The sequence below is a fragment of the Streptomyces sp. NPDC088387 genome (assembly GCF_044753385.1).
Classification (GTDB): Bacteria; Actinomycetota; Actinomycetes; order Streptomycetales; family Streptomycetaceae; genus Streptomyces.
Genome location: NZ_JBIVNC010000015.1, coordinates 223,146 through 240,503 on the forward strand (window position 1 = coordinate 223,146; position 17,358 = coordinate 240,503).

The following is a 17,358-nucleotide window of genomic DNA, read 5'->3' on the forward strand; positions in this document are numbered from 1 at the left end:
CGGGCCACTCGCGGGACTGGCGTCGGCGCTGCTCCTCCTGGTAGCCGCCTGCGTGACATTGTTCACGACGACCTCGGCCGCCGCCGACCCGATCGCCGACTGCACCGCCACCGAGGGCGCGATCGTCGCCGTCGACTTCGGCCCGTTCGGCGGACCCGTCCGGCGCGGCTGCGACACCACCCCGACCACCGGCTACGAACTGCTCCACGAAGGCGGGTTCACCACCGCGGGCACCGAGCACGACGGCCCCGCCTTCGTCTGCCGCATCGGCCACGGCGAGGTCGGCTCCGGCACGCAGTACCCGACCCCGGACAAGGAGGCCTGCGTCCTCACCCCGCCCGCCACCGCCTACTGGTCGTACTGGATCGCCTCGCCCGGCCAGGACGACTGGACCTACAGCCAGTACGGCGCGATGGACCGCAGACCCAAGGACGGCGACGTCGACGCCTGGGTCTACGGCGGTACGGACGTCGGCGGCAGCACCGGCAGACCGGAGTTCAGCCCCGACGACGTCCGCGCGGGCGGCGGCAGCAGCCCCGACCCGACGGGCGGGCCCACCGGCGCGCCCGGTGACATCGACGTACCCGCCGCCGCGGCCTGGCTCAAGAGCCGCCTGACCGACGGCGAACGCATCGTCGACGACGGCGGCGAGAGCACCAACCACCTGCTCACGTCCGAGGTCGCGTACGCCGTCGCCGCGGCGGACGGCAAGGGCGCGGCCCTCGACAGGATCGCCGGCTACCTGACCGCCCACGCGGGGGACTACGCGTACCCGAACGGCCCCGACCAGGCGCCCGACGCCTCCGCCGCCGCCCGTCTGGCCCTTCTCGCCGAGATCACCGAGGCCGATCCGGGCCCCGTCGGTGGCCACGATCTCGTCGGGGATCTCGCGAGGAACGTGTGCGCGGCCGGACCCGAGTCCGGTGAGCCGACACCCGGCTGCACCGCCAAGGGCGACTTCCGCAACGCCGGTTACACCGACGGTCAGGCCCTGTCCGTGCTCGCCCTGCTCCGGGCCGGGCGCACACCTCCGGCCGACGCCGTCGACCGGCTCACCCAGGTGCAGTGCCGGGACGGCGGTATCACCAGCATCCTCATCCGCGAGGGCGAGTTCTGCGACGGGGACCCGGCGACGACCGGCCTCGTCGCCCTGGTGCTCGACGCGGCGGGCGGCCACGACGAGGCGGTCACCAAGGCCCGTTCGTATCTGACCGGCGCCCAGCGCGCGGACGGCGCATTCCCCGGATACACCGGCGCGACGACCGGCGGTGTGTACGCCACCGCGTACGCCGCCCAGGCACTGCGGGCCCTCGGCGACACCGGGCGCGCGGACGCGGCCGTCGGCTGGCTGTCCCGGCAGCAACTCGACGGCGGCGGCTTCGGGTTCGAGGAGGGCGCCACCGATCCGGCGCTCTACTCGACCCCGGCGGCGGTCCTCGCGGGCGCGGGCACCAGCCTGGTCACGCTGAGAGCCAAGGCGGCCGAGCCCACCGACCCGCCCACCACCGACCCACCGACGACCGACCCCCCGACCACCGATCCGGGCACCCCGCCCCCGGGCGAAGGCCCCGACCTCAAGAAGGGCGTCGCCTACCTCACCGACGGCGACAACCTCCAGCAGGGCCAGTACTACACCGCCGGACCCGGCACCGCACGCGCCGACTTCGGCCTCACCGTCGACGGCGCCTACGCCCTCGCGGCCACCGGCCTCGACAACGCCACACTGCGCGGCATCGTCGACTTCCTCGACCACGGCGGCAAGGACGGCGAGGGCCGTACCGTGCAGGACTGGACGGGCATCGGCTCCGCGTACGTGCTCGGTGGCTCCCTGGGCAAGACCGCGCTGCTTGCCGAGGCCGTCGGCCGCGACCCCCGCGACTTCGGCGGCGAGGACCTGATCGCCGCCCTCGCCAAGGCGGTCTGCACGGCACCGAGCACCGCACCCGACCGCTCCTGCGCGGCCAAGGGCGCCTACACCTACGCCCCTTCCGTCTTCTCCCAGTCCCTCGCCGTGATGGCGCAGGTACGGGCGGGTGAGGAGACGGCGGCCGCGGAACCGATCGCCTACCTGGCAAGCCTCCAGCACACCGGCGGAGCCTGGCCCAGCCTGATCCCGTCCACCAACGACTCCGACGTCGACTCCACCGCCATCGCCGCCATGGCCATGGACCTGGCCGGCGGGGACGACGCCGAGCAGGCCGTCGACAAGGCGCTGGCCTGGATCGCCTCCAAGCAGCTGCCGGACGGCGGCTTCCCGGGCGCGGCCGGCAACTCGGTGAACTCCGCCGCGCTCGCCGTGCAGGGCATGTCGCTGGACGCGGCCACCTACGCCGACCAGATCGCGGCCGCCCGTAAGTTCCTCGCCGGCCAGCAGAACCCCGACGGCGGCTTCAACGTCGCCAAGGAGGGCCAGCGCGGCTCCGACCTGCGCGCCTCCACCCAGGCGGTGAGCGGCGCCACCGGCATCTCCTTCGGCGCACTGGAACGCGACCTGAGCGGCACGTCCCCGCAGCCGACACCGAGCCCGAACGGCAGCACCCCGGCGATCGTCACCCCGGGCGACGGAGACACCGGCGGACTCGCGACCGACGGGGGCGGGGGCGGCGCCCTGGCCTCCACCGGCGTACAGATCGGCGCCCTCGCGGCGATCGCAGCCCTGTTCGTGTGGGCCGGCCGGCGCGTCACGGTCGTGGCCAGGCGCCGCGTGGCCACGGGGAGCCGACGATGAACCGGACCCGCCCGCCAAGAAGGCTCGTCTCACCGCGAGGACGGCACCCACGCCTCCGTCCACGCCTCGCCGGATCCGTCGCCGCGCTCGGTCTGACCGTCACCGCCCTCGTGGCGACCGCGCCCCCGGCAGCCGCCGCACCGCAGCCGATGGGCCGGTGCACCACCAGCTCAGGCGCCGTGCTCGCCGTCGACTTCAGCGACTGGGGCGGCCCGATCCTGCGGTCCTGCGGCACCACCCCCACCACGGGCTACGAGCTGCTGAACCAGGGTGGCTGGCGCACCACCGGCACCGGACACGACGGCCCCGCGTTCATCTGCCGCATCGGCTACAGCGGCTTCAAGAACGGCAGACAGTTCCCGACCGCCGCCGAGGACGACTGCGTCCTGACCCCACCGGCGTCGGCCTACTGGTCGTACTGGCACGCCGACCCGGGCAAGAACGACTGGGAGTACAGCCAGTTGGGCGCGATGCTCTACAAGCCGAAGCCCGGCAGCGTCGACCTCTGGATCTTCGGCGGCACCAACGTCGAGGGCACGGAGGGCCGGCCCACCGTCCGCCCCGACCAGCTCCGCGCCCGCAACGCCAACCCGACGGGCGACGCGGCGAAGCCGCCCTCCGAACAGAAGGCACCGCCCCTTCCCCCGGACGTCGACACCGGACCACGCCCCGACCGGCCGGAGACCAAGGCACCCGGGCACACGACGACAGAGCCGGACGAGCCGAAGAGGTCCCCGTCCAAGAAGCCCAAACCGAGGGACAGCCCGGAGGCGAGCCCCAGCACCTCCGCGCCTCAGTCGGCCGCCGCCACGCCCTCGCCCGGCAGCGCCGAGGTCGTCGACGCCGCGCCGGCCGCCGACGCCCCGCACGACACGGGCTCGGTCGCACCCGTGGTGGCCGGTGCCGCGCTGGTCGTCCTCATCGGCGGTACGGCGGCCTTCGTGGCCCGCCGTCGCCGCCGTATCGAGTGACCCGGGTGGCCCGTACGGCGGCCGAGGCGCCCGCCGTGCCGTCCGGACCCGCTCCGGACCGGGGCGGCCGGCGTCTGCCCCGCACCCTCCATCCGCTCGCCTGGTGGGTGTGGGCGCTCGCGCTCGCCACCGCCGTCAGCCGCACCAACAACCCCCTGCTGCTTTTCCTCGTCCTGGTCGTCCTCGGCTACGTCGTCACGGCCCGCCGCACGGAGGCGCCCTGGGCACGCGGCTTCAAGTACTACCTGTACCTCGCGCTCACCGTCGTGGCGATCCGTGTCGTCTTCCGGGCCGTCTTCGCCACCGGCATCACCCCTCACGACCACTTCCTGTTCGCCCTGCCGCACATCCCCACCCCGGACTGGTACGCGGGAATCCGGATCGGCGGCCCCGTCTCCCTGGAGGCCGTCCTGTCGGCGGCCACCGACGGGCTGCGGCTGGCCTGCATGCTGTGCTGCATCGGCGCCGCCAACACCCTCGCCAACCCCAAACGCGCCCTGCGGGTCCTGCCCGGCGCCCTCTACGAGCTCGGCGTCGCCGTCACCGTCGCCATCAGCGTGGCACCACAACTCGTGCAGAGTGTGCAACGCGTCGCCCGCGCACGGAAGTTGCGCGCCGGCCGCACCAAGGGCTTCAAGGCACTGCGCGGCATCGCCGTCCCCGTCCTGGAGGACGCCCTCGAACGATCCCTGCGACTGGCCGCCGCCATGGACTCCCGCGGCTACGGCAGGGCCGGCACCGCCACCCGCGCCTCCCGCCGCATCACGGGTGCCCTGATGCTGCTCGGCATGTGCGGACTGTGCGCCGGGGCGTACGGCCTGCTCGACGCGACCGCACCCGCCTTCTTCGGCCTGCCCGCCATGCTCCTCGGGGCCGCGCTGTGCGTGGGCGGGCTGCGCCTGGGCGGCCGTCGCGTCACCCGCACCAACTACCGCCCCGACCCCTGTCGCCTGCCGGAGTGGGCGGTGGCCGGCAGCGGCGTCGTCGCCGCCGTACTGCTCTTCACCAACCTCGGCTACGACCCCGCCCAGCTCAACCCCACCTTCTACCCACTGACCTGGCCCGACCTGCCCCTGGTGCCGACCGCCGCGATCCTGCTGGCCGGAGCCGCCGGGTTCCTCGCCCCGCCACCCCAGGTCGGCCCGCCGCCGGGCCCCGCCAAGAGAGCCGCCACCCCGTGATCACCTTCGACCAGGTCACCATCGAGTACGACACCGCGCCCGAACCCGCCCTGCGCGATCTCGACCTCACGGTGGAGGAGGGTGAACTCTGCCTCGTCGTGGGCCACACCGGCGTCGGCAAGTCCACCCTCCTCGGCGCCGTCAACGGACTCGTGCCGCACTTCACCGGAGGCACCCTCTACGGCCGGGTCGTCGTCGACGGCCGCGACACCGCCCACCATCCGCCCCGCGAACTCGCCGATGTCGTCGGCGTGGTCGGCCAGGACCCGATCGACGGGTTCGTCACCGACACCGTCGAGGAGGAACTCGCCTACGCCATGGAGCAGTTGGCGATCCCTCCGGCCACCATGCGCAAACGCGTCGAGGAGACCCTCGACCTCCTCGGCCTCGCCGACCTGCGCCATCGCGCGCTGTACGAACTCTCCGGCGGCCAGCAGCAACGGGTCGCCATCGGATCCGTCCTCACCGCCCATCCCCGGGTCCTCGTCCTCGACGAACCGACCTCGGCACTGGACCCCACAGCGGCCGAGGAGGTCCTGGCCGCGGTCACCCGCCTTGTGCACGACCTGGGCGTCACCGTCCTCATGGCGGAACACCGCCTCGAACGCGTCGTCCAGTACGCCGACCGTGTCATCCACCTCCCCGGCGACGGCCGTGCCCTGATCGGCCCACCTGCCGACATCCTCCGTACGGCGTCGATCGCCCCGCCGATCGTGGAGCTGGGGCGCGCGGCGGGCTGGTCCCCGCTGCCGCTGTCCATCCGCGACGCCCGGCGCGCCGCCGCACCCCTTCGCGCCCGGCTGGCGGAGCGGGCACCGGCGCCGGTGCGGCGAACCGAAGCGGGGGACCGGCACAGGCTGCTGACCGCGCGCGGCGTCACGGTCGCCTACCGCGGGGTGCCCGCCGTGCGGGAGGTGGACCTCGATCTGCACACCGGTGAGGTGACGGCGTTGATGGGCCGCAACGGCTCCGGGAAGTCGTCGCTGCTGTGGGCCATCCAGGGCTCGGGTCCGCGCCGCGCGGGGACCGTCAAGGTGAGCGACTCCGCGGGTGCGAAGGTGGGCGACTCCGTGCGCGGGAGTGCGAAGGCGACCGGTTCCGGAGGGGGCACCGATCCGCACGCCGTGCCCGCCGCACAGGCCCGCCGGCTCGTCGGACTGGTTCCCCAGACCCCCGCGGACCTGCTCTACCTGGAGAGCGTCAAGGCGGAACTCGACCAGGCGGACACCGAGTCGGGGTCCGCCGTGACCGCACGGGACGTCCTTGACCGGCTCGCGCCCGGCATCGACGACGCCACCCACCCGCGCGACCTCTCCGAGGGGCAGAAACTCGCCCTGGTCCTCGCCATCCAGGTCTCCGCCGCGCCCCGGATCGTGCTGCTCGACGAACCGACCCGCGGACTGGACTACCGCGCGAAGACCGAACTCATCGGTGTGGTGGACGCGTTGGCGGCCGAGGGCCGGGCGGTCGTCATCTCCACCCACGACGTCGAGTTCGCCGCCCGCGCGGCCGACCGGGTCGTGGTGATGGCCGAGGGCGACATCGTCGCCGACGGCCCGACCACGGAGGTCATCGTCTCCTCACCGGTCTTCGCCCCGCAGACCGCGAAGATCCTGGCCCCGCTGCCCTACCTGACGGTCGGCCAGGTCGAAACGGCACTCGCGGCCGAGGACCGGAAGGAGGGTGACCGTGACCAGACGTGAAGCGGCGGCGATCCGGCTCGGCCCGCGCGTGGGGATCGTCATGACCCTGGCCGCATTCCTCGGGCTTGTGGCCTTCTTCTGGCCCTTCGTCGTGGCCCCGGGGAAGCTCGGCTCCAACTACGCGCCCCCGCTGATCTTCGGGGTTCTCCTGCTCCTGGTGCTGTGCGTGGTGCTCTCGGAGATCGCCGAGGGCGGCATCGACTCCAAGGCGCTCGCGATGCTCGGTGTGCTCTCCGCCGTCAACGCGGCCCTGCGCCCCCTGGGTGCCGGAACCGCCGGCATCGAGACCGTGTTCTTCGTCCTCGTCCTCGCCGGCCGGGTCTACGGCCCAGGCTTCGGGTTCGTGCTCGGCTGCACCTCGCTGTTCGCCTCCGCGCTCATCACGGGCGGAGTCGGGCCCTGGATGCCGTACCAGATGTTCGGCTGTGCCTTCGTCGGGATGCTCGCCGGCTTCCTGCCCCGGGCCACCGGCCGCCGTGAGGTGCTGATGCTGGCGGTGTACGGATCCCTCTCCGGGTATCTGTTCGGCTTTCTGCTCAACCTGTCCTTCTGGCCGTTCTCCCTGGACCCGAACAGCTCCATCGCCTATCTGCCGGGACTGCCGTTCACCGAGCAGTGGCAGCGCTACATCGCCTTCGACATCGCCACGTCCCTCGGCTGGGACACCGGCCGGGCGGTCACCAACTTCGTCTGTGTACTGCTCGCCGGTCCCGCGGTGCTGACCACCTTCCGACGGGCCGCGCGCCGCGCCCGCTTCCGCGCCCCGGTGCGGTTCGCCGAGCCACGGACGGCCGCGCCGGAAAAGCCCTGACCCGGCACAACACGGCACCGGGCTCGCCCGGGGTGGATTTACTAGGACGTCCAACTATATAGTCGCGGCAGAAGGCCCGCGGTGCAGGGAAGCCGGTGTGATTCCGGCGCGGTCCCGCCACTGTGACCGGGGAGTACGCCGTCGAGCAGGACGCCACTGACGAGCACGAAGTCGGGAAGGCGGACGGCGCGCGCTGATCCGGGAGTCAGGATACCGGCCGCGGGATGTTCCGTGTTGTCCACGAGGATGGAGCTGACACGCATGGCACCGGTGTGCACCCACGACCCCGGCGGACTTGGCGGGCGGGCTCCACGGCCCCACCCGCGTCCGGCCGTCACAGCCTGACGGTCCCCTCGCCATACGCGATCTCGCGCCGCCCCCGCACCCGTACGCCACCGCGTCCGGACGCGGCGGTCCCGCGCGCCGTCCCGGATCACCTGACGAGAGCAGGCCATACATGATCCGCGCACAAGACCGCGCCTCCGCGCGCGAGTTGACGCACTTCATCGGCGGCAAGCACACCCCGGGAACCTCGGGGTCCTACGCCGACGTGTACGACCCCAACACCGGCGAGGTACAGGCCTGCGTGCCCCTCGCCAGCCGCGCCGAGACCGAGGCGGCGATCGCCGACGCCGCGCAGGCCCAGCACGAGTGGGGCGAGTGGAATCCGCAGCGCCGGGCCCGAGTCCTGCTGCGCTTCCTCCAACTGGCCGAGCAGGAGAAGGACTCCCTGGCCCGGCTGCTCTCCGCCGAGCACGGCAAGACCGTCGCCGACGCGCACGGCGACCTCCAACGCGGCCTGGAGGTGGTGGAGTTCGCCGCCGGGATCCCGCATCTGCTCAAGGGCGAGTTCACCGACAACGCCGGCACCGGCATCGACGTCCACTCGCTGCGCGCGCCCCTGGGCGTCGTCGCGGGCATCACCCCGTTCAACTTCCCCGCCATGATCCCCCTCTGGAAGGCCGCCCCCGCCCTGGCCTGCGGCAACGCCTTCCTTCTCAAGCCCTCCGAGCGCGACCCCTCCGTACCGCTGCGGCTCGCCGAACTCTTCCTGGAGGCGGGCCTGCCGCCAGGTGTCCTCAACGTCGTCAACGGCGACCGCGAAGCCGTCACCACCCTCCTCGAAGACCCCCGCGTCGCCGCCCTCGGCTTCGTCGGCTCGACCCCCGTCGCCGCGCACATCTACGCCACCGCCGCCGCCCACGGCAAACGCGCCCAGTGCTTCGGCGGCGCCAAGAACCACATGATCGTGATGCCGGACGCCGACCTCGACCAGGCCGTGGACGCCCTGATCGGCGCCGGTTACGGCTCGGCGGGCGAACGCTGCATGGCCATCTCGGTCGCCGTGCCCGTCGGCGAACAGACCGCCGACGCACTGGTCGCCCGCCTCAAGGAGCGCATCGCCGGGCTCCGCATCGGCCGCAGCGACGACCCCGAGGCGGACTTCGGCCCGCTGGTCGGCCCCGACGCCCTCGACCGGGTCCGCTCCTACGTCGACCTCGGTGTCGAGGAGGGCGCCGAACTCGTCGTCGACGGGCGCGACTTCAGCCTCCCCGGCCACGAGAACGGCTTCTTCGCCGGAGCCTCCCTCTTCGACCGCGTCACCCCCGCCATGCGCATCTACCAGGAGGAGATCTTCGGCCCGGTCCTCTCCGTGGTCCGCGCCACCGACTACGAGGAGGCCCTGCGCCTGCCCAGCGAGCACGCCTACGGCAACGGCGTGGCGATCTTCACCCGCGACGGCGACACCGCCCGCGACTTCACCCGCCGGGTCAACACCGGAATGATCGGCGTCAACGTGCCCATCCCGGTACCCGTCGCCTACCACACCTTCGGCGGCTGGAAGCGCTCCGGCTTCGGCGACCTCAACCAGCACGGCCCGGACGCCATCCGCTTCTACACCCGTACGAAGACCGTCACCTCGCGCTGGCCCGCCGGCCTCAGGGAAGGCGCGAGCTTCACGATCCCGACGATGGGGTGAGCGCGATGACCCTGCTCACCGAGGACCAGCAGGCCCTCGTCGAGACGACCCTCGACTTCGCCCAGGACCACCTCGCCCCGCACGCCCTCGACTGGGACCGCGACAAGCACTTCCCGGTCGACGTCCTGCGCAAGGCCGCCGGAATCGGCCTCGGCGGTGTCTACGTCCGCGAGGAGTCCGGCGGCTCCGGCCTCACCCGGACCGACGGCGTCCTCGTCTTCGAGACCCTCGCCTCCGGCTGCCCCTCCATCGCCGGCTACCTCTCCATCCACAACATGGTCGCCTGGATGGTCGACCACTACGGCGACCCCGCCCAGCGTGAACGCCGGCTGCCCCGTCTGTGCGCGATGGACGACCTCGCCGCGTACTGCCTGACCGAACCCGGCAGCGGCTCCGACGCCGCCGCCCTCACCACCCGCGCGGTCCGCGACGGCGACCACTGGATCCTCACCGGAGTCAAGCAGTTCATCTCCGGCGCGGGCGCCGCCCGGCTGTACGTCGTCATGGCCCGCACCGGCGGTACCGGGGCCGGCGGGGTGTCCGCGTTCCTCGTCGAAGGTGACGACCCCGGACTGTCCTTCGGCGCCAACGAACACAAGATGGGCTGGAACGCCCAGCCCACCCGCCAGGTCATCCTCGACGAGGTCCGCATCCCCGGCGACCGGCTCCTCGGCCGCGAGGGCGAGGGCTTCCGCATCGCCATGAACGGTCTCAACGGCGGCCGCCTCGGGATCGCCGCCTGCTCACTCGGCGGCGCCCGCAGCGCCCTCGACCGCAGCCTCGCCCACCTCGCCGACCGGGAGGCCTTCGGCCGCCGCCTCCTGGACGCCGACGCGCTGCGCTTCCGGCTCGCCGACATGGCGACCGAACTCGCCGCAGCCCGAGCCCTGGTCCAGCAGGCCGCCGCCGCCCTCGACCGGGGCGACGCCCGGGCGCCGTACCTGTGCGCCATGGCCAAGCGGTTCGCCACCGACACGGGCTACTCCGTCGCGGACCGGGCGCTCCAGCTGCACGGCGGCTACGGCTACCTCCACGAGTACGGTATCGAGAAGATCGTCCGTGACCTGCGGGTCCACCGGATCCTGGAAGGAACCAACGAGATCATGCGTGTCATCGTGGCCCGCGGTATGACGGAGGCGTTCGCATGACCGGCACCGACGAGGTCGGGGCAACCGGCGCGAGCGACGCCACGGAATCCGTCCTGCTGCACACCGAGGGACGGGCCGCCCACATCACCCTCAACCGGCCGAGGGCCCTCAACGCCCTCACCCACGCCATGGTCCGGCGTATCGACGCGGCGCTCACCGCCTGGGAGCACGACCCGGCCGTACGGACCGTCGTCATCAGTGGCGCGGGGGACCGGGGCCTGTGCGCGGGCGGCGACATCCGTGCCATCCACGCGGATGCCCGCTCCGGCGGCGGCACGGCCTCCGCCGCGTTCTGGCGCGACGAGTACCACCTCAACGCCCGTATCGCCCGCTACCCCAAGCCCTACGTCGCCGTCATGGACGGCATCGTCATGGGCGGTGGCGTCGGAGTCTCCGCGCACGGCAGCGTCCGTATCGTCACCGAGCGGTCCAGGATCGCCATGCCCGAGACCGGCATCGGCTTTGTGCCCGACGTCGGCGGCACCTACCTGCTGGCGCTCGCACCCGGCGAACTGGGCACCCATCTCGCCCTGACCGGCGCGCAGATCGGCGCGGGCGACGCCCTCCTGTGCGGACTCGCCGACCACACGATGCCGTCCGCCGCGCTGCCCGCCTTCGTCGCCGACCTCGCCGGCCTGCCCGTGCGCGAGGCGCTCGCCACGCACGTACAGCCGCCCCCGGTGGGGGAGTTGACGGGGCACCGGGAGTGGATCGACAGCTGCTACGAGGCCAACACCGTCGAGGAGATCGTCCAGAGCCTCCTGGCACACGGCGACCCCGCCGCCAAGGAGGCCGCGGAGACCCTGCTCGCCAAGTCACCCACCGCGCTGAAGGTCACCCTGGCGTCCCTGCGCCGCGCCCGTCGGCTCGCCTCGCTGGAGCAGGTGCTGGAGCAGGAGTACCGCGTCTCCTGCGCGGCCCTCGCCATGCCCGACCTTGTGGAGGGCATCCGCGCCCAGGTCATCGACAAGGACCGTGACCCGCACTGGTCGCCGGCCACCTTCGCCGAGGTCACGGACGCCGACGTAGCGCGCTTCTTCCAGCCCCTCGGTGCGCGCGAACTCCGGCTTGCCGGGCCCCACACCACCACGGAGGTGGCCTGGTGAGCACCGTCGCGTTCATCGGACTCGGACACATGGGCGGCCCCATGGCCGCCAACCTCGTCAAGGCCGGCCACCGGGTCCTCGGCCACGACCTCGTCCCCGCCGCACTGGGCAGCGCCGTCGCTGCCGGGGTCGAGCCCGCGGCGACCGCCGTATCCGCCGTCAACGAGGCGGACCTGGTCGTTTCCATGCTGCCCGCAGGGCGCCACGTCCTCGGTCTCTACGACGACGTCCTCCCCGCCGCTCGCCCCGGCACCCTCTTCGTCGACTGCTCCACCATCGACGTCACCGACGCCCGCACCGCCCACACACGGGCCGAGGCGGCGGGTATGCGCGCCCTGGACGCACCCGTGTCCGGCGGAGTCGTCGGCGCGGAGGCCGCCACACTGACCTTCATGGCGGGCGGCGGCGAGGACGAGTTCGCCGAGGCGCGTCCCCTGCTGGACGCCATGGGCAAGAAGGCCGTCCACTGCGGCGGCGCGGGCGCCGGACAGGCCGCCAAGATCTGCAACAACATGATTCTCGGCGTCTCGATGATCGCCGTCAGTGAGGCCTTTGTGCTCGCCGAGAGCCTCGGCCTCTCCCACCAGGCGCTCTACGACGTGGCCTCCACGGCATCGGGACAGTGCTGGGCGCTCAGCGTCAACTGCCCCGTACCCGGCCCGGTGCCGACCAGCCCCGCCAACCGCGACTACCGGCCCGGCTTCGCCGCCTCCCTCATGGCCAAGGACCTGGGGCTCGCCGCCAACGCCGTCCGCGCGGGCGGCGTTCACGCCGAACTCGGTCTGCGCGCGGCCGAGTTGTACGCGGCCCATGCCGAACGGGTCGGCGACACGGAGGACTTCTCCGGGATCGTACGCGCAGTGAGGGACCAGAGCGGAGAGCCGGCATGACCACCGAACCCACCGAACCCACCGAACCCACCGAACCCACCGAATCCATCAAGGCCGCCGAGCCCTTGGGCGCTTACGAAACGATCCTCGTCGAACGCAAGGGCCGCACCGCGCTCGTCACCCTCAACCGGCCACGCGCCCTCAACGCCCTCAACCTCCAGGTGATGAACGAGGTCGTCGCCGCCACCGAGGCCCTGGACCGGGACCCCGACGTCGGCTGCATCGTGCTCACCGGCTCGGCGAAGGCGTTCGCCGCCGGCGCCGACATCAAGGAGATGCGGCCGCGGGGGTACATGGACATGTATCTGAGCGACTGGTTCGCCGCCTGGGACCGGCTCGGGCAGCTGCGCACACCGACCGTCGCCGCCGTCTCCGGATACGCCCTCGGCGGCGGCTGCGAACTCGCCATGCTGTGTGACATCCTGCTCGCCGCCGACACCGCGGTCTTCGGCCAGCCGGAGATCAAGCTCGGGGTGATCCCCGGGATCGGCGGCTCCCAGCGGCTGACCCGGGCGGTCGGCAAGGCCAAGGCCATGGAGATGTGTCTGACCGGGCGCACCATGGACGCGGCCGAGGCCGAACGTGCCGGACTCGTCTCCAGGGTGGTGCCCGCCGGCGAACTGCTCGGCGAGGCGCTCGCCGTCGCCGAGACCGTCGGAAACATGTCGCTGCCGGTGGCGATGATGGCGAAGGAGGCCGTCGGCCGGGCCTTCGAGACGACCCTCGCCGAGGGCGTCCGCTTCGAACGGCGGCTGTTCCACGCGGTGTTCGCGACGGAGGACCAGAAGGAGGGCATGGGAGCCTTCGCCGACAAACGGCAGCCGGCGTTCCGCCACGGGTAAGTGTTCGGTGAGAGCCGCTCCGCAGGGGTCGACCGGCATTGGCCATGACCCCGACAAGCAGTAGCGTCACCGCGTAGCGACGACGGCGACAGGAAGCCGGTGGGAATCCGGCACGGTCGCGCCACTGTGAGCGGTGCGCCCCCGGCAGCGGGGCGCACCGCGAGTCAGACCCGTGGCCGTCGTCCCGAGCACCACCGAGACGGGACGCGAACTCCCGGAGGAGGCCCTACCCATGGCGCAGCACATCGCCCAGCCGTCAGCCACCAGCCCCGCCGTCCCGGCCAAGGTGCCGCTGAGGGACATCGCCCCGTGGGCCGTCTTCTTCGGCGTCCTGATGCTGGTCCTGCTGTACTTCGTCGGCGCCGAACAGGGCGCCACGTCCGTCGTGTCCGGCGAGGAAGTCCACGAGTGGGTGCACGACGCCCGCCACCTCCTCGGCTTCCCCTGCCACTGACCAGAGGGACGCCGCACCCCATGAACTCCGCGACCGTACGCAACCTGCTCGTCCGCGGCATGCTCGCCGGCCTCGGCGCCGGTGTGCTCGCCCTGGTCGTCGCCTACTTCCTCGGTGAGCCGAGCGTCGACAGCGCGATCGGCTTCGAGGAGGCGCACGCCCCCGCGCACGAGCACGAGGTCGAACTCGTCTCCCGCAGCCTCCAGTCCACCGCGGGCCTCGCCACCGGTGTCCTGGTCTACGGCGTCGCCTTCGGTGGTATCGCCGCGCTCGCCTTCTGCTTCGCCCTCGGCCGTGTCGGCCGCTTCACCCCGCGCGCCACGGCACTCCTGCTCTCGGGAACCGCACTCCTCGCCGTCTACGTCGTGCCGTTCCTGAAGTACCCCGCCAACCCGCCCGCGGTCGGCGACCCGGACACCATCGCCCGGCGCACCACCCTGTACTTCCTGATGATGGTGTTGAGTGTGCTCCTCGCCGTCGCCGCGGTCATCGCGGGCAGACGGCTCGCACCCCGGCTGGGCAACTGGTACGCCACGGTCGCCGCCGTCCTCGGCTTCGCCGTCGCCATCGGGCTGGCCTACGCGTTCCTGCCCGTGATCAACGAGGTCCCGGACGACTTCCCGGCCGCGCTGCTCTGGCGGTTCCGGATCTCCGCCCTGGCGATGCAGGTCACGCTGTGGGGAGGGTTCGGCCTGCTCTTCGGCGAGCTGGCCGAGCGCCTGCTGCACCCGAAGCCGGCCCCCGCGCCCACCGCCGCTCCGGTGGCCGCCCCGCGGTGACGCGACGCGGGTGGCGCGTACGTCCGCTCAGTGACCGGTATCGGCCTCGTACGGTCCGAGCGGTGTGCCTAGCCGCAGGTTCCACCGCCCGGCCCGTCCGCTGACCTCGGTCGCCGTCAGGGGCGGAACGTCCAGGCGCCAGAAGGCGGCCTCGGCGGCCCCCACCACATGCACCACCGCCGCCCGTACGACGTCCGGTTCCACCACGGCCAGCACACGACCGTCGACGCGCAGCGCCGCGTCGAGCCAGCCCGCGACCCGTGCACACACGTCCCGGACCGACTCACCGCCGTGCGGAGCGGCCCCCGGGTCGGCCAGCCAGCGCGCCACCCCCTCCGGCTCCGCCGCGGCGACCTCGTCGAGCGTCAGGCCGCGCCACCGCCCCATGTCCCCACCGGCCGGCGCCTGTTCCCCGGACGCGTCGAGACCCAGTGCCACCGCCGTCTGACGGCACCGCACGCTCGGCGACACCAGAACTCGGCCGCCCTGCCGCAGTGAACCGGCCGCCGCGCGCGCCCGCGCCGCCCCGCCCTCGTCGATCGGGTCGCCGTCGTCGAACCGGGCCCGGCGCATCGACGGACTCATTGCGGGGGTGATGAAGGTGACGCGGCTGGTCACGTGGTGACTCCTCCTGGTACGGCGGTGACGACGGCCCTCATTCTCCGCCGTGAGCCGCCGTGAGCCGCCGTGAGCCGCCGCCGACCGCCGGGGAGAAGGTCATGACTGTCCGCCGCCGCCCCACCCCGGGTCCCGGGGGTCGAGCACACGCCGAACAACCGTCTCCGCGCGTCTACAGGGACTGGGGGGTCAGGTGCCGGGCGGGGTGGCGGGGGCCGAGGAAGACGACGATGCCGTTGCCGCCGGGGGAGGGGTGGGTGGCCTGCCGCCAGCCCTGACGCCGGTAGAAGGACATGGCCCGCTCCGACTGGAGGGAGGTGAGCAGCCAGGAGCGGTCCTCGGGGGCGTCCGCGGTGACCGCCTCCAGCAACTCGCCCGCGAGCCCCTTGCCCCGGGCTTCCGCGCCCAGCGCGAGTTCGTCGATCTCGCGGGCCCCGCACAGCCATTCCTCCGTGCGGTCGGGGCCGAGTCCCGCGGCGACCTGCGGATAGCAGCGGTCGGTGGGGAAGGGGGCGAGGGTCGTCCAGGCGGTGGCGAAGCCGACGACCGTGTCGCCCGTGAAGGCGAGGGCGGCGGTGAAGCCGGGCCGGCGTACGTTCACCGCGAGGCGGTCCACAAACGCGTCGGCATCGGCCGTGGACGCGTTCCACGGCGGAGCGCAGAACGCGTCCACGTAGACGGAACGCAGGGCGGCGCTGTACGCGAGCAGGGTGTCGTCCCTGAAGACGCGGACGTCCATCAGGCGGCCACCGCCCCGGCGGCCACCGGTTGCAGGGCCGCGTACTCCAGCGGTGCCGACGGGTCGACCGACACGTCCAGCGGGGCCGGCCGGGCCCCGGCGCGCACCAGGAGGTCGCCGACGGCGGCGATCATCGCGCCGTTGTCCGTGCACAGCCGTGGCGGCGGCACCCGCAGCACGATCCCGGCGGCCCGGCAGCGCTCCTCGGCCAGCGACCGCACCCGCGAGTTCGCGGCCACTCCGCCGACCACGACCAGCGTGCCCACACCGTGCTCCGCGCAGGCGTCGACCGCCTTGCGCGTCAGGACGTCGGCCACGGCCTCCTGGAGCGAGGCCGCCCCGTCGGCCACCGGCAGCTCACCGTCGGCGTGACGCTCCGCCCAGCGGGCGGCGGCCGTCTTCAGCCCCGAGAAGGAGAAGTCGTACGAGCCCGGCAGCGGGCGGGGAAAGCGGGCAGCGCGCGGATCCCCCACGCGCGCTGCCCGGTCGATGGCCGGACCGCCCGGGTAGGGCAGCCCGAAGACCCGCGCGACCTTGTCGAAGCACTCCCCGGCCGCGTCGTCCAGCGTGTCTCCGAGGTGGACGATCGGATCGCGGACCAGATCACGGACGAGGAGGAGCGAGGTGTGGCCGCCGGAGACGATCAGCACCATGCAGGGGTCGGGCAGCGGGCCGTGCTCCAGGGTGTCGGCGGCGACATGGCCCGCGAGGTGATGGACGCCGTACAGCGGAACACCGAGTGCGTACGCGATGCCCTTGGCCCCGGCCAGTCCCACCTGGAGCGCGCCCGACAGTCCGGGTCCCGTGGTCACGGCCACCGCGCCCACGTCGGACAGGCGCAGGCCCGCCTCGTCGAGGGCCCGGCGCACGACCGGCCGCAGCGCGTGCAGATGCGCGCGGGAGGCGATCTCGGGGACGACCCCGCCGTAGCGGGCGTGTTCGTCCATGCTCGACGCCAGCGCGTGGCCCAGCAGACGTCCGTCCCGGACGAGTCCCGCGCCGGTCTCGTCGCACGACGACTCGATGCCGAGCACGATCGGAGAACTCACACCCGTCCCTTTCCGCACGGAGAACGCTATTGCGCATAGTGTGCAATAAGAAGCGGAGGATGGGTAGCGGGGGGCCGGGTCGTCGTCGCGACACTGCGAAAGTCCTAGGTCCAATGCCTGATCGGCAGGGCGCGACTCCTGCTGTTAGCGTGCACTTGCATAATATTCGCAAGAAGAACGTCGGAGGACGTCGGACATGGCGATTTACACGCTCCCTGAACTTCCGTACGACTACGCCGCGCTTGAGCCGGTCATCAATCCGCAGATCATCGAGCTGCATCACGACAAGCACCACGCGGCCTATGTGAAGGGTGCGAACGACACCCTGGAGCAGCTCGCGGAGGCGCGGGACAAGGAG

The 17,358-nt window shown here is 72.8% G+C and carries 15 protein-coding genes, 1 pseudogene and 2 riboswitches; of the genes and pseudogenes, 13 read left to right on the plus strand and 3 right to left on the minus strand.

The window, feature by feature from the left end; all coding sequences use genetic code 11:
- Positions 1–52 precede the first annotated feature (52 nt).
- The 12 genes from ACIQAC_RS32815 (at position 53) to ACIQAC_RS32870 (ending at position 14,594) form a co-directional block, all read left to right on the plus strand.
- Entirely contained in the window at positions 53–2,728 is a 2,676-nt protein-coding gene (locus ACIQAC_RS32815; protein WP_402197551.1) for a prenyltransferase/squalene oxidase repeat-containing protein, read from the plus strand.
- Entirely contained in the window at positions 2,725–3,699 is a 975-nt protein-coding gene (locus ACIQAC_RS32820) for a hypothetical protein (RefSeq protein ID WP_402197553.1), read from the plus strand. The genes ACIQAC_RS32815 and ACIQAC_RS32820 overlap by 4 nt, the downstream gene beginning before the upstream one ends.
- Positions 3,696–4,880 (plus strand): energy-coupling factor transporter transmembrane component T, encoded by a 1,185-nt coding sequence (locus tag ACIQAC_RS32825; RefSeq protein WP_402197554.1) that lies wholly within the window; start codon positions 3,696–3,698, stop codon positions 4,878–4,880. The genes ACIQAC_RS32820 and ACIQAC_RS32825 overlap by 4 nt, the downstream gene beginning before the upstream one ends.
- Complete coding sequence (locus ACIQAC_RS32830; RefSeq protein ID WP_402197556.1) at positions 4,877–6,583, plus strand: ABC transporter ATP-binding protein; 1,707 nt, start codon at positions 4,877–4,879, stop codon at positions 6,581–6,583. Before ACIQAC_RS32825 ends, ACIQAC_RS32830 begins: the two co-directional genes overlap by 4 nt.
- 40 nt (positions 6,584–6,623) lie before the next feature.
- Positions 6,624–7,394: an ECF transporter S component gene (locus tag ACIQAC_RS32835; protein ID WP_402197598.1), complete on the plus strand. Its 771-nt coding sequence runs from the start codon at positions 6,624–6,626 to the stop codon at positions 7,392–7,394.
- A 48-nt stretch (positions 7,395–7,442) separates the two neighbouring features.
- Positions 7,443–7,631, plus strand: a riboswitch (cobalamin riboswitch).
- 220 nt (positions 7,632–7,851) lie between these two features.
- Entirely contained in the window at positions 7,852–9,375 is a 1,524-nt protein-coding gene (locus ACIQAC_RS32840) for a CoA-acylating methylmalonate-semialdehyde dehydrogenase (RefSeq protein WP_402197557.1), read from the plus strand.
- Between the two features lie 5 nt (positions 9,376–9,380).
- On the plus strand, positions 9,381–10,523 hold the full coding sequence (locus tag ACIQAC_RS32845; RefSeq protein ID WP_402197559.1) for an acyl-CoA dehydrogenase family protein: 1,143 nt from the start codon (positions 9,381–9,383) through the stop codon (positions 10,521–10,523).
- A complete protein-coding gene (locus ACIQAC_RS32850; RefSeq protein ID WP_402197561.1) occupies positions 10,520–11,629 on the plus strand; it encodes an enoyl-CoA hydratase/isomerase family protein in 1,110 nt (369 codons plus the stop codon). Before ACIQAC_RS32845 ends, ACIQAC_RS32850 begins: the two co-directional genes overlap by 4 nt.
- On the plus strand, positions 11,623–12,519 hold the full coding sequence (gene mmsB, locus ACIQAC_RS32855; protein WP_402197600.1) for a 3-hydroxyisobutyrate dehydrogenase: 897 nt from the start codon (positions 11,623–11,625) through the stop codon (positions 12,517–12,519). Before ACIQAC_RS32850 ends, mmsB begins: the two co-directional genes overlap by 7 nt.
- Complete coding sequence (locus tag ACIQAC_RS32860) at positions 12,516–13,361, plus strand: enoyl-CoA hydratase (protein WP_402197562.1); 846 nt, start codon at positions 12,516–12,518, stop codon at positions 13,359–13,361. The genes mmsB and ACIQAC_RS32860 overlap by 4 nt, the downstream gene beginning before the upstream one ends.
- A 91-nt stretch (positions 13,362–13,452) precedes the next feature.
- Positions 13,453–13,531: riboswitch (cobalamin riboswitch) on the plus strand.
- A gap of 62 nt (positions 13,532–13,593) precedes the next feature.
- Positions 13,594–13,815: a CbtB-domain containing protein gene (locus ACIQAC_RS32865; protein ID WP_402197564.1), complete on the plus strand. Its 222-nt coding sequence runs from the start codon at positions 13,594–13,596 to the stop codon at positions 13,813–13,815.
- A gap of 20 nt (positions 13,816–13,835) precedes the next feature.
- Positions 13,836–14,594: a CbtA family protein gene (locus tag ACIQAC_RS32870; RefSeq protein ID WP_402197566.1), complete on the plus strand. Its 759-nt coding sequence runs from the start codon at positions 13,836–13,838 to the stop codon at positions 14,592–14,594.
- A 27-nt stretch (positions 14,595–14,621) separates the two neighbouring features.
- On the opposite strand, the gene ACIQAC_RS32875 is transcribed toward ACIQAC_RS32870, so the two are convergent.
- The 3 genes from ACIQAC_RS32875 to tsaD all read right to left on the minus strand — a co-directional run bounded on the left by ACIQAC_RS32875 (position 14,622) and on the right by tsaD (position 17,000).
- Positions 14,622–15,212 carry a histidine phosphatase family protein gene (locus tag ACIQAC_RS32875; RefSeq protein WP_402197568.1) on the minus strand — a complete coding sequence of 197 codons (591 nt, stop codon included), beginning with the start codon at positions 15,210–15,212 and terminating at the stop codon, positions 14,622–14,624.
- A gap of 172 nt (positions 15,213–15,384) precedes the next feature.
- A complete protein-coding gene (locus ACIQAC_RS32880; protein ID WP_402197569.1) occupies positions 15,385–15,951 on the minus strand; it encodes a GNAT family N-acetyltransferase in 567 nt (188 codons plus the stop codon).
- The gene (gene tsaD / locus ACIQAC_RS32885; RefSeq protein WP_402197571.1) at positions 15,951–17,000 is read right to left on the minus strand and encodes a tRNA (adenosine(37)-N6)-threonylcarbamoyltransferase complex transferase subunit TsaD; all 1,050 of its coding nucleotides are present in this window, start codon (positions 16,998–17,000) and stop codon (positions 15,951–15,953) included. The genes ACIQAC_RS32880 and tsaD overlap by 1 nt, the downstream gene beginning before the upstream one ends.
- Positions 17,001–17,196: 196 nt before the next feature.
- On the opposite strand from tsaD, the pseudogene ACIQAC_RS32890 reads away from it, so the two are divergent.
- Positions 17,197–17,358, plus strand: a pseudogene (locus ACIQAC_RS32890) (superoxide dismutase); the annotation flags it as partial.

Bases quoted from the DNA above. Each gene is read 5' to 3' on its own strand.
- ACIQAC_RS32820 (WP_402197553.1), top strand. From the start codon at position 2,725: ATGAACCGGACCCGCCCGCCAAGAAGGCTCGTCTCACCGCGAGGACGG.
- ACIQAC_RS32835 (WP_402197598.1), top strand. From the start codon at position 6,624: ATGACCCTGGCCGCATTCCTCGGGCTTGTGGCCTTCTTCTGGCCCTTC.
- ACIQAC_RS32840 (WP_402197557.1), top strand. From the start codon at position 7,852: ATGATCCGCGCACAAGACCGCGCCTCCGCGCGCGAGTTGACGCACTTC.
- ACIQAC_RS32845 (WP_402197559.1), top strand. From the start codon at position 9,381: ATGACCCTGCTCACCGAGGACCAGCAGGCCCTCGTCGAGACGACCCTC.
- ACIQAC_RS32850 (WP_402197561.1), top strand. From the start codon at position 10,520: ATGACCGGCACCGACGAGGTCGGGGCAACCGGCGCGAGCGACGCCACG.
- ACIQAC_RS32860 (WP_402197562.1), top strand. From the start codon at position 12,516: ATGACCACCGAACCCACCGAACCCACCGAACCCACCGAACCCACCGAA.
- ACIQAC_RS32865 (WP_402197564.1), top strand. From the start codon at position 13,594: ATGGCGCAGCACATCGCCCAGCCGTCAGCCACCAGCCCCGCCGTCCCG.
- ACIQAC_RS32870 (WP_402197566.1), top strand. From the start codon at position 13,836: ATGAACTCCGCGACCGTACGCAACCTGCTCGTCCGCGGCATGCTCGCC.
- ACIQAC_RS32880 (WP_402197569.1), bottom strand. From the start codon at position 15,951: ATGGACGTCCGCGTCTTCAGGGACGACACCCTGCTCGCGTACAGCGCC.